At 32.2% G+C, this 12,625-nt stretch carries 12 protein-coding genes; 9 read left to right on the forward strand and 3 right to left on the reverse strand.

Annotated elements, in window-relative coordinates:
- The first annotated feature begins 27 nt into the window (after positions 1-27).
- Together V5E38_RS04570 and V5E38_RS04575 are read left to right on the forward strand one after the other, a co-directional pair.
- Positions 28-345: a YlaH-like family protein gene (locus V5E38_RS04570; protein ID WP_235821791.1), complete on the forward strand. Its 318-nt coding sequence runs from the start codon at positions 28-30 to the stop codon at positions 343-345.
- Between the two features lie 29 nt (positions 346-374).
- Positions 375-647, forward strand: coding sequence for a hypothetical protein (locus V5E38_RS04575; protein ID WP_098846990.1), 273 nt, complete (start codon positions 375-377; stop codon positions 645-647).
- 127 nt (positions 648-774) lie between these two features.
- On the opposite strand, the gene V5E38_RS04580 is transcribed toward V5E38_RS04575, so the two are convergent.
- On the reverse strand, positions 775-975 hold the full coding sequence (locus tag V5E38_RS04580; RefSeq protein ID WP_056468526.1) for a YlaI family protein: 201 nt from the start codon (positions 973-975) through the stop codon (positions 775-777).
- 153 nt (positions 976-1,128) lie between these two features.
- Here V5E38_RS04580 and V5E38_RS04585 point away from each other — a divergent pair, with 153 nt between their 5' ends.
- Positions 1,129-1,590: a PNPOx family protein gene (locus V5E38_RS04585; RefSeq protein WP_499212371.1), complete on the forward strand. Its 462-nt coding sequence runs from the start codon at positions 1,129-1,131 to the stop codon at positions 1,588-1,590.
- A gap of 151 nt (positions 1,591-1,741) precedes the next feature.
- Complete coding sequence (locus V5E38_RS04590; protein ID WP_056468520.1) at positions 1,742-3,070, forward strand: PhoH family protein; 1,329 nt, start codon at positions 1,742-1,744, stop codon at positions 3,068-3,070.
- Positions 3,071-3,137: 67 nt separating this feature from the next.
- Here the strand turns inward: V5E38_RS04590 and V5E38_RS04595 are convergent, their stop codons facing one another.
- The gene (locus V5E38_RS04595; protein ID WP_097975676.1) at positions 3,138-3,626 is read right to left on the reverse strand and encodes a hypothetical protein; all 489 of its coding nucleotides are present in this window, start codon (positions 3,624-3,626) and stop codon (positions 3,138-3,140) included.
- 333 nt (positions 3,627-3,959) lie between these two features.
- On the opposite strand from V5E38_RS04595, the gene V5E38_RS04600 reads away from it, so the two are divergent.
- The 3 genes from V5E38_RS04600 (at position 3,960) to pyc (ending at position 9,099) form a co-directional block, all read left to right on the forward strand.
- Positions 3,960-4,250, forward strand: a complete 291-nt coding sequence (locus tag V5E38_RS04600) for an Fpa/YlaN family protein (RefSeq protein WP_097975674.1) — start codon at positions 3,960-3,962, stop codon at positions 4,248-4,250.
- A 176-nt stretch (positions 4,251-4,426) separates the two neighbouring features.
- Positions 4,427-5,569 carry an FtsW/RodA/SpoVE family cell cycle protein gene (locus tag V5E38_RS04605; protein ID WP_499212372.1) on the forward strand — a complete coding sequence of 381 codons (1,143 nt, stop codon included), beginning with the start codon at positions 4,427-4,429 and terminating at the stop codon, positions 5,567-5,569.
- Positions 5,570-5,649: 80 nt separating this feature from the next.
- Entirely contained in the window at positions 5,650-9,099 is a 3,450-nt protein-coding gene (gene pyc / locus V5E38_RS04610) for a pyruvate carboxylase (RefSeq protein WP_499212373.1), read from the forward strand.
- 119 nt (positions 9,100-9,218) lie between these two features.
- Here the strand turns inward: pyc and V5E38_RS04615 are convergent, their stop codons facing one another.
- Complete coding sequence (locus V5E38_RS04615; RefSeq protein WP_499212374.1) at positions 9,219-10,154, reverse strand: COX15/CtaA family protein; 936 nt, start codon at positions 10,152-10,154, stop codon at positions 9,219-9,221.
- A gap of 400 nt (positions 10,155-10,554) precedes the next feature.
- Between V5E38_RS04615 and cyoE the strand changes: the two genes are divergently transcribed.
- Complete coding sequence (gene cyoE / locus V5E38_RS04620) at positions 10,555-11,475, forward strand: heme o synthase (protein ID WP_286133938.1); 921 nt, start codon at positions 10,555-10,557, stop codon at positions 11,473-11,475.
- Positions 11,476-11,570: 95 nt separating this feature from the next.
- Entirely contained in the window at positions 11,571-12,611 is a 1,041-nt protein-coding gene (gene coxB, locus V5E38_RS04625) for a cytochrome c oxidase subunit II (RefSeq protein ID WP_056468498.1), read from the forward strand.
- Positions 12,612-12,625 lie beyond the last annotated feature (14 nt).

Here is a 12,625-nt window from a genome sequence, read left to right on the forward strand (position 1 = left end):
TTTATTATTTAATAGGGGGATATGGATTTGGAAAAAGCTCCAAAGGGATTTGAATTTGTCATAACACAGTTAATAAATATAACTCATGATATTCATCTTTCAATGTGGATATTATATGGTTTAATTGTTGTATTATGTATTGTGGTATATCATTTAGGTTTCGCAAAAAAATTGAGCATCCTTAAAAGTTTAATCATTTATGTTTTGCTTATGATTGGATGTAGTTTCCTTACTTTCTTAGCTTTAAGGATACCAATTGTTGAAGCATTACTTGCAAGTGTGTTCGTGTTAGGGGTATATAAGATTCGTTTACATCAATCAAAAAAGAATAATGCTACTACATAATGTAAACTTTTTAGAAAGTTGGTATTTAGATGAAATCTGTTCAGGATGCTTTATATAATTGGTTAACGATAAAAGTTATCTATGAAGGTAGACCTTCGGATGAAGCTGCTAAAGAGACGTATGAGATGTTTGATTCGATTTTAAAAGACGATCATCAAGTATCTAACGTAAAAATAGAAAAAATGGAAGATTTCTATTTAATTACATTTACACAAGCAGAAAAAGAGCGTACTACGCGCTTTCCAATTGAAATGATTGATTGCTTTTTAGATCAAGTAAAAGTTAATCCAGAGAAGTATTAAAAACCTAGAAATTAATCTAGGTTTTTCTTTGTTTAAACTTTTAGTGCATTTATTCATGAAAATAATATATCTAAGACTTAATCGTCTTTCCAATAAAAGAAGCCCATTTGGCTTCTTTTTTCATAATTTACCACTCGTCATTGTCCTTTACCGGTTTTAAGAAACGGAAATTCCCTGTTGCAATTCTTTGTTCTGTTTTTATTTTAATTCGATCGTAACATTCAGAGCATGTATATGTATGGATAGGACGATTTCTTAATTTTTTTGCAATAGGTGATTCATCGCTAATAGATTCGCTTTTATCACAAATCATGCATTTAACTCTCATGTGAAATTTCTCTCCTTATATATGGAACTTAAGTTAACATAATTATAACAGGTTTTAGAATATATTTTTAGAAAACAGTGGTTTTAGCAGGAAGTTTTCAATAAACTTTGAATTATATTAGTATACTCTTTATTTGAAGGAGATGAAATAGTGATGGCAAACAGTATTGAGAAAACATTATCACCAAGCTTATTAGAAGATTGTAATAAAGAAAAGATTGTTTTTTTAAGTACTTTTAACTCCGAAAAGAATGCACCAGTTACGAATGCAATTTCTTGGCTTGTTGCTTTAGACGATAAGACGATTCGTTTTGCAGTTGATCAAAGATCAGCAATTATATCGAATATCGAAGAGGTTGAAGGGGTATCATTAAGCTTATTCTCAAATGAAACAGTTTATAGTATCTCGGGAAATGCAAAAATTTTAACAAAGCAAATGCCTGGGATTCCATTAAAATTAGCGTGTATAGAAGTAGAAGTTAATGAAGTAAAAAATATATTGTTTTATGGGTCAAAAATAACAGTCGAACCAGAGTATGCAAAAACTTATGATGAGAGGGCTGCAAAAAAATTAGATGTAGCAGTTTTAAGTGGTCTTAGATCCAAGGAGCTTTAAACATTAAAAAATATTCTAAAGTAGAGAGAATTTCATATAATATATTAACGGTTCGTCCATTCTTCGACTAGTAACCAATTGTAAGACCCATCAATTTAGAATTAAAACTAATTATTCTAATCTGAGTTATTTTTAGTCAGGAGGTTAAGGATTGAGTAAAATATATGTTCTCGACACCAATGTACTACTGCAAGACCCACTAGCAATCTTTTCATTTGAAGATAATGAAGTAGTTGTACCAGCTGTTGTATTAGAGGAAGTAGACTCAAAGAAGAGATATATGGATGAAGTTGGTCGTAATGCTAGGTATGTATCCAAACTAATTGATAGCTTTCGAGAACTAGGGAAATTACATGAAAGTATTCCTCTTGAAAACGGTGGTTCATTTAGAATTGAATTAAATCATCGCTCATTTCAACAATTGCAAGAGATCTTTGTTGAAAAAACGAACGATAATCGCATTTTAGCTGTTGCAAAAAACTTATCACTTGAAGAAGAAGCAAAAGAAAGCGGAAAAACAGTCATTTTAGTTAGTAAAGATACGTTAGTTCGTGTAAAAGCGGATGCACTAAATTTATTAGCTGAAGATTATTTAAGTGATCGAGTAGTGGAAGTTGATCATATTTATACCGGTTATCTAGAGTATTACATAAATACAGATTTATTAAACAAGTTTTATGAAAAAACTGAGCTTCCTGTTTCAGATATAGCGAACCATCCATTTTATCCTAATCAATTCATCGTATTAAAGGATGCTCTCGGTGGTAAGAGCTCAGCTCTTGGAGTTGTAGATAAAACGGGTACAAAAATTAAGAAATTTGTTTTCTCAAATGAACATATTTGGGGCATAAGACCAAGAAATGCACAACAGTCCATGGCCTTAGAATTACTACTTCGAGATGATATACCATTAGTTACATTGATTGGTAAGGCAGGTACAGGGAAAACTTTATTAGCTTTAGCAGCAGGTTTAATGCAAAGTGAGGATCTGCAAAGCTATAAAAAGTTATTAGTTGCGAGACCAATTGTTCCAGTTGGAAAGGATCTTGGTTATTTACCGGGTGAAAAGGATGAAAAACTTCGTCCATGGATGCAACCGATTTATGATAATCTAGAATACTTATTCAATACGAAAAAACCAGGTGAACTTGATGCGATATTAGCCGGAATGGGCTCAATTGAAGTAGAAGCTTTAACTTATATAAGAGGTAGAAGTATCCCAGAGCAATTTATTATTATAGATGAAGCACAAAATCTAACTAGGCATGAAGTGAAAACAATTTTAACTCGCGTTGGTGATAAGAGTAAAATTGTATTAATGGGGGATCCAGAACAAATTGATCATCCATATTTAGATGAATACAACAATGGATTAACTTATGTAGTTGAAAAATTTAAAGATCAAAAAATAAGTGGACATGTAAAACTAATAAAAGGCGAACGTTCATCAATTGCCCAACTTGCAGCGGATATATTGTAATAATTAAATGCTTACAAAAGCAACATCTTACCAAAATCTATCAGTAAGATGTTGCTTTTGTTTTAAACTATAAAATAATTTTCTTGATTGAAGTAATTGGTGTTTCTTTATTTGTAGCATCAGCAAAATATAAATGTACTGGACCATCTTCAAGGATTCTCTTGCCATTGTATGAAAATGCTAAATAACTTTCATATACAGTTTCAAAAGGTAATTTTATTAATTCACCTTCTGTTTCAATCGTAACTTCTAAATCACGATTTTTAGGATTACTATTATCTATAAAATAAGAAAATGGCATTGCATACGATTCCTTAAGCCATTCTTTCTTTTGAGTAGCGTATAAAGGGCTATTATCGACCTTCGCACCTTCAACAATTTCACGATCCCAATGCTTTGAAACACTTTTCGTATATTGCTCAAGCTCATCAACCTTTTTGAAATCACCAGCTAATAAACTATCTAACTTAACCTTTCTTTCATCAAATATCCAAACACTTGGATCAATTGTTAACGGAAACTCTACATTACCTGTTAATTGAAAAACATCACTCATATACTAAAACCCCTTCTATGTACTAAGTCTACCTATAGTGTACGACTATTTTAAGTAAAAAGACAAACAATTGAACAAATATAGCGCTTATTTACAATAAAGTTTTATTATGTTTTTAAGCTTTTTTATTGTGATTAATTGACCGATTTTTTTGTAAAAATTAGATTATAAGATAAATCTAAACTCTAACATAAGAAAATTCTAATAAATAAACTGTTGCAAAAAAATAATTTTCTAAAATACATATTTGCAAAACTTTTGATTTAAGTTGATTTTTCTTAAAAAGAACTATAATATTAAATAGATAGCTTGTACGGAAGCGGAGGGAGAAAATTGAGGTCTGATGCTGTAACAGATTACAAAGATAAAGCATTTGAATTATTAAAAAAAGATGCTGAAAAAATATTAAAATTAATAAATGTGCAACTTGATCATTTAACGATGCCACAATGCCCTCTATATGAAGAGGTTTTAGATACTCAAATGTTTGGTTTATCAAGGGAGATTGATTTTGCTTCTCGTCTAGGTTTAATTGAAGTAGAACAAGGTAGAGAACTTCTTTCTGAACTTGAGCGTCAACTTTCTGCTCTACATGAAGCGTTTACAGATCAAAAGAATAAATAATTATTAGCAACAAAAGCTCAAACAATAAATGTTTGAGCTTTTTTTTGTGAATTTTTTTAATTGTTATAAGTAATAAATCTATTAATCTATGTTACAATATTTTTATTTAAAAAGGGAATTTAGCAAAATAGTTGAATACATAAAGTATAATTAATCAAAGCAGGGATGATTAAGTAATGTTAAAAAAATATTTGAAAAATATTGATTATATGATTTTTGTTCCATTATTAGTGTTATGTTTATTTGGATTAATCATGGTGTATAGTGCAAGCTCACCATTACCATCCATTCGTTATCAAAGTGAACATTGGCCAAGTGACTATTTCTTTCATAAGCAATTAATTGCCTTTGAGGTAGGGATGTTTGCATTTGTTTTTTTAATGTTTTTACCTGCAACTTTCTTTAGAAAAAGAATTGCCATGATATTAAATATAGCTATAAGTATAGGATTACTTGTTGCAGTGCTACTCTTTGGTGAAGTTAGAAATAATGCAAAAAGCTGGGTATTCGGAATTCAACCAGCCGAGCTAATCAAATTCGGATCAATCGTACTTTTAGCAGGATGGTACTCCAAAAGACAAAAGCGAATTACAAAGAACTGGAAAATGCTATTTGCTCCATGGACCATAGTAGCTATTTATATCATCCTATTGAGATTACAACCAGATACAGGTACTGCATTATTAATAATCGGTACTTGTGCTGTAGTTTCATTTTGTAGTGGTTTTATTGTAAAGAGATTAATACTCCTATTCGTTGGTGGGATTGGTTTACTATATCCATTAATTAGTATTTGTATCAGTTTAGGGATCGGGTTAACAGATGTACAAGTTAATCGATTTTTAGCTTTCCGAAATCCTTTTGACTATGCACAAGGAATCGGATTTCAAATCGTAAATTCACTTATCGCATTTGCCAATGGTGGGCTTACTGGAGTTGGATTAGGAAAAAGTATTCAAAAACTAGGGTACTTACCTGAGCCTCATACCGACTTTATTCTAGCTATAATCGGTGAGGAAACAGGGTTAATAGGTGTAATTGTAGTTATTTTATGTATATTCATAATAGTTTGGCGTGGATTGTTAATAGCTCATCAATCAAAGGATTCTTTTGATTCATTATTAGCTACAGGGATTAGTGCAATCATCGTCATTCAATCATTTGTAAATATTGGAGGAGTTACTTCTTTAATTCCACTTACGGGTGTTCCGTTACCTTTTGTTAGTTATGGAGGAACTTCGTTAATCGTTATGCTTTCTATGGTTGGTATTTTAATGAATATTTCAATACGAAATAAGATTCATAAAGAAACTTTATAAAATCTTCAAAAATGCATTTTGAAAAAAGTTTATTCTTAATTTATTGATAATTATCTTTCATAAATACAGGAGGCTTACAAATGACTTACACGAAACAGATTAAAAAAGTTCTTGTTGCTAACCGAGGTGAAATTGCAATTCGAGTTTTTCGAGCTTGCACTGAGTTAGGAATTAGAACAGTTGGTATTTATTCTAAAGAAGATGAAGGGTCATATCACCGTTATAAAGCTGACGAAGCATACATAGTTGGAAAAGGTAAAAAACCAATTGATGCTTATCTAGATATTGAAGGTATTATTGAAATTGCAAAGAAAAACAATGTAGATGCAATCCATCCTGGATATGGATTTTTATCAGAAAATATTAAATTTGCTCAGAGATGTGAAGAAGAGGGCATTATTTTTATCGGGCCATATTCAAGACACTTAGATATTTTTGGAGATAAAATTAAAGCAAAGCAGCAAGCTCTTCAAGCTAATTTGCCAATCATTCCAGGGAGCAATGGTCCAGTAAACTCATTGGATGATGTAAGGGAATTTGGTGAAACTTATGGATTCCCGATTATTATTAAAGCTGCTCTAGGTGGTGGCGGTCGTGGAATGAGGATTGTCCGTACGAATGCAGGATTAAAAGATGCATACGAGCGTGCTAAGTCAGAAGCAAAAGCTGCTTTTGGTAATGATGAGGTTTATGTTGAGAAATTTATTGAAAATCCAAAGCATATTGAAGTTCAAATATTAGGGGATAACCAAGGGAATATTATTCATTTGTTTGAACGCGATTGTTCAATTCAAAGAAGACATCAAAAATTAGTTGAAGTTGCACCATGTACTTCGATTAGTGAAGAGTTAAGAAATCGAATTTGTGATGCAGCTGTTCAATTGATGAAAGAAGTAGAATATGTAAACGCTGGAACAGTTGAATTTTTAGTTTCTGGTACTGATTTTTATTTTATTGAGGTTAACCCTCGCGTACAAGTTGAACATACAATTACTGAAATGATTACAGGAATTGATATTGTTCAAACACAGATCTTAATTGCACAAGGTAATAGTTTACATAGTGCTAAAGTAGGGATTCCATTACAAGATGAGATTCCAAGAATTGGATATGCGATTCAAGCACGTGTTACAACAGAGGACCCACTAAATAATTTTATGCCTGATACAGGAAAAATTATGGCATATCGTTCAGGTGGAGGTTTTGGTGTAAGGTTAGACACGGGTAACAGCTTCCAAGGTGCTGTTATTACACCTTACTATGATTCGTTATTAGTAAAAGTAACGACACATGCATTAACATTCGAAGGTGCAATTGCGAAGTTAAATCGTAATTTAAAAGAATTCCGTATCCGTGGGATTAAAACAAATATTCCATTTTTAGAAAATGTTACGACACACCCAGATTTCTTATCTGGTGAATATAATACTTCATTTGTAGATTCATCTCCGGAATTATTTGTTTTTGCAAAAAGAAGAGACCGTGGAACAAAATTGTTAAATTATATCGGCAATGTAACAGTGAATGGATTTCCAGGTATATCGGAAAAAGAAAAACCAGCTTATGATGAGATTATCATTCCAAATGTAAATCATATTAAAAGTGCTGAAAGTGGAACTAAACAATTACTAGATCAATTAGGTGCTGATGAATTTTCGAAGTGGTTAAAAAATCAACCGAATGTTTTATTTACAGATACAACGTTTAGGGATGCTCACCAATCACTGCTTGCAACAAGAATCCGTTCAAAAGACCTAATTACAGTAGCAGAACAAACGTCAAAATTATTACCTAACTTATTCTCTATGGAAATGTGGGGCGGAGCGACTTTCGATGTAGCGTACCGTTTCTTAAATGAAGACCCATGGGAAAGATTATTAAATTTAAGAGAAAAAGTTCCAAATGTATTATTCCAAATGCTTTTACGTGGATCAAATGCAGTTGGATATAAAAATTACCCTGATAATCTTGTTAAAAAGTTTATTGAAGCATCGGCTCAAGCAGGTATCGATGTATTTAGAATATTTGATAGTCTAAATTGGATTAAAGGGATGGAAGTCGCAATTGATACTGTAAGAGACAGTGGAAAGCTTGCTGAGGCATCGATTTGTTACACAGGTGATATATTAGACCCAACTCGAACAAAATATAATCTAGCGTATTATAAAGAGCTTGCAAAGGATTTAGAATCAGCTGGTGCACATATTTTAGCTATTAAAGATATGGCTGGTTTATTAAAGCCTCAGGCTGCTTATACGTTAATTAGTGAGTTGAAGGATACTGTAGATCTACCAATCCACTTACATACTCATGATACGAGTGGAAATGGTTTATACACATATGTAAAAGCAATCGAAGCTGGCGTAGATGTTGTAGACATCGCAATTGGAAGTATGTCTGGATTAACTTCTCAGCCAAGTGCAAATAGTTTATATTATGCTCTAAAAGGTTCAAAGGACGAGACAAACTTAAATATTAACGGCTTAGAACAGTTATCAACCTACTGGGAAGGCGTTCGTAAGTATTATAGTAGTTTTGAAAGTGGTATGGTTTCACCACATACAGAGGTTTATCAGCATGAAATGCCAGGTGGTCAGTATTCTAACTTAAAACAACAAGCTAAAGGTGTTGGTTTAGGAGAAAGATTTGAAGAAGTTAAGGATATGTATGGTAGGGTAAATCAACTATTTGGAGATGTCGTAAAAGTGACACCATCTTCTAAAGTAGTTGGAGATATGGCATTGTTTATGGTTCAAAATAATTTAGACGAAGATTCTGTATATGAAAAAGGAGAAAATATCGATTTTCCTGATTCAGTAATAGAATTTTTTGAAGGGAAATTGGGACAACCTCATGGAGGATTTCCAAAGAGCTTACAACGCATCATCTTAAAAGGCAGACAGCCATTAACCGAAAGAGCTGGTGAGTCATTAAAACCAATCGATTTTAAAGATGTTGAGGAGTATTTATTCAAGACATTAAATCGCCAGGTTACAAATTTTGATATATTAGCTTATTGCCTATACCCTAAAGTATTTATGGACTATCAAAAAAATGTAGAAAGCTATGGAGACTTATCTGTACTTGATACACCTTCTTTCTTCCATGGAATGAAACTAGACGAAGAGATTAAAGTAGATATTGAACGTGGTAAAACACTGATTGTTAAACTAGTTTCGATTGGTCAAGCTCAGCCTGATGGAACAAGAGTTATCTACTTTGAATTAAATGGTCAGCCCAGGGAAATAGTTGTTAAGGATTACTCAGTTAAATCTACTGTCGTTCAAAAAAGAAAAGGGGACACTAGTAATCCAAACCATATTAACGCAACAATGCCAGGTACTGTTTTAAATGTACTTGTTAAAAAGGGCGATGTAGTTGAAAAAGGTCAAACTTTAGCAATTACAGAAGCGATGAAAATGGAAACAACTGTCCAATCTCCATTTACAGGTGTAATAAGAGACATTCTGATTACATCAGGAGAAAGTATTTCTACAGGTGATCTTCTAATAGAACTGGATCAAAGATAAAAAGTAAAATGAAGAGCGAAGTTAGAGAAGCTGCTGTAAAAGGGCAACTCTTCTTCGCTTTCATTTTTAATGTGAAAAAAAGGTATTTCTTCTACAATTAAGTGGAAGAAATACCTTTTTTAAGAGATATTTTTATTTTGAAGTAACTCAGAATTTGAGCTTTTACTTCTTGTGCAAACTAAACTTTGGAAACTAAAGATCGCAAACAAGCATGAGATTAATATAGCATGTGTTAATGCAACATAAATATTTAGGTTTGTAATAACTATAACCGCTCCACAAATTACTTGAAGAGTAACAAGAATTAAAGATACAAACCATCCAAAATAAATGCCACGTTCATTACGATAGTATTTAAAAGCATGTACAAATGCAATAATTACCCAGACGAATAAAAGAAAAGCAGCAAATCGATGTCCCATTTGAATCCATTCATGAACTTGTGTAGGAAATCCATTGTTTGCTTTACTGCATAGTGGCCAGCTAGGACAAGCTAAGCTAGCATTTTCGTGGCGAACAAGAGCGCCAGTATAAACTACTAAGTATGAATAAATCCATAAACCATAAGTATGAAATTTCATTCTTTTTCCGACATAAAAAGAATTTTTTTGATAATTGCGATCACGCTCAAAAATTAATAATGTTAACATGACTACAGCTGCAAAACAAATTAGAGAAATACCAAAATGAATTGCTTTTACAGCTGGGACTTGACCCCAAACAACTGCGGCTGCCCCGATTAATGCTTGAGCAATTAGAAAAATACAAGAAATGATTGCTAAAAACTTTGTTTCTCTTTTATGAGGAATGACAATCCAAGCAAGCACTGCTAATAATAAAACAAATATCCCAGCAAGGCCTGATGCTGCACGATGAGATAATTCAATGACAGTTTGAATAGTTAGATGATCAGGAATGATTTGACCTTTACAAAGAGGCCATGATCTTCCACAACCGAGTCCAGAATTAGTCTTTGTTACGAGTGCACCACCCAATAAAACAATTAAAAGAATGAATGAGGTAATTAACGATACCCCTTTTAAAACACGTAGCAAGTATACCCACCCACTTTTATAAAATAATAATAATTTTAAAATTTAATTATTAAAAAAATTATTCTGTAAATAATACTTCTATATCATATAAGATTACGACACAAAATTCAAAGGTAACCTTCATATTTAGACATAATATTTGTTTTTTCTTAACTTTGAATGTATTCATTTTTAAAATATAGAAATAATTAATTTTATAATTAAATAGTATTTAGTATTGAAAAGATAGACTGTTTACGTTAAAATTTTTTTGAAACGTACACAATTTGTTCATATATTTATCACAAAAATTTCATTAAATTTAGTTTAATAGAAGTATGTCTAAATTAAAAACTCATTATGAACCATTAAAAAATGGGTATGAAAAATGAAGTTTTGCAAAAAAAAGAGGAGGATTGACTTGGAACAATTAGCTAATAATGTTTCTAAAAACGAAGAAACTAATCATCCTTCTAGTTCACTGAAGAAAGATTTACTTTCTTTAATGAAAATAGGGATCGTAAACTCTAATATACTGACAACTTTTACAGGTATCTGGTTAGCAATCCAAATAAATGGATTAGATATATTAGATTATTTACCAAAAGCAATTATTACTGTAATTGGTTCATCACTTATTATTGCGGGATCATGTGTAATCAATAACTATATTGATCGTGATATTGATCCATATATGGAGAGAACTAAAAACAGACCAACTGTAACCGGTAATATTAAACCAAGCGTTACAATTTCGATTGGTATTCTTTTATTAATTGTGGGCTTTACATTTATGGCTTTCACAACCTTAATGGCTGTTGTATATGCATTTATTGGTGCATTTACATATATCGTACTATACACTCTTTGGACGAAACGTAATTACACGTTAAACACAGTAGTAGGTAGTATATCTGGTGCAGCACCCCCATTAATTGGATGGGCAGCAATCGATGCGAATTTGCATCCAATTGCTTGGATGCTGTTTTTAATCATGTTTATATGGCAACCACCTCATTTCTTAGCACTTGCGATGAGACGTTCTGAAGAATACAAAAGAGCGGGAATTCCAATGCTACCAGTGGTTTACGGATTTGAAATGACGAAACGTCAAGTCATGATCTGGGTATTATGTTTATTACCACTGCCATTTTACATGCAAGCTCTAGGTTTACCATTTATTATTTTTGCAACAATATTGAATATTGGATGGGTTATTTTAGGATTATATTGTTATAAACAAAAGGATGATCAAAAGTTCTCTAAACTGATGTTTATATACTCCATTAACTATTTAACTCTTCTATTTATGTCAATGATTGTGTTTACAATTTCGTTTTAATTAGGGGTATTACGGGGGATTTTTTTATTGTTTGTTTAATCTTATTTTTAAATAAGAATGAAACACTTTAAATTGAAAGAGGGGGAAGTATACTTATGAAACATTGGCGATTAGTCTCGCTAATTTCCTTGATAGCAGTTATTTTGAGTGCATGTGGACATGCAAATCAATCTACACTGAATCCTCAAGGTGAAGTAGCAAAAATGCAATACGATCTTATGAAGCTAAGTACGTTGATCATGGTATTCGTTGTTGCTGTAGTAACAGTTCTTTTCCTTTACGTAATCGTGAAATATCGTCACCGTAAAGGTCAAGAGAATATTATTCCAAAGCAAGTAGAAGGTAATCATTTTTTAGAGCTTCTTTGGACGATTATTCCTGTTATTTTACTTATTGTTTTAGCAGTACCAACAGTATCACAAACGTTTAAGCTTTCAGATGAGAAGCAAATAGCAAAAGATGAGAAGAAAAAAGATGCAATTGTTATTAATGTAAATGCTCATCTTTTCTGGTGGGAATTTGAGTATCCAAAACAAAAATTCATTACTTCTCAAGACATGTATATCCCAGTAGGTAAAAAAGTTATCTTAAACCTAAAAGGTCAAGATATCAAACACTCATTCTGGGTACCATCATTAGCAGGTAAACTTGATACAAACGTTGAAGGCGAAAACAAAATGTGGCTTTCAGCGGATAAAGAAGGTACATATAATGGATTCTGTGCAGAGTTTTGTGGTCCTTCACATTCATTAATGCAATTTAAAGTTAAAGTTGTAAGTCAAGCCGACTACGATAAGTGGTTAGCTGATATGAAGAATCAAAAGGGTCAAGCTGTAACAGCAGATGCACAAGAAGGTGAAAAAATCTTCAAACAAAGCTGTATTGGTTGTCATGCTGCAGATGCAAATGATACAAGACCACCTGCTGCACGACTGGCTCCAAACTTAGCTAACTTCGGTGATCGTGATATGGTTGCTGGTATTGCTAAAAATAATGAAGCAAACATCAAGAAATGGTTAACAAATCCGGAAGCTATGAAGCCAGGAAACCTAATGTCAGGTAAATATGGTGACTTATCAGCTGATCAGATTGATGCATTAACTGCATACTTAACTAGCTTAAAAATTGCAAAATAAATTAATGGATATGA

This window comes from Rossellomorea sp. GAMAL-10_SWC, assembly GCF_049568075.1.
In the GTDB taxonomy this organism is placed as follows: domain Bacteria; phylum Bacillota; class Bacilli; order Bacillales; family Bacillaceae_G; genus Gottfriedia.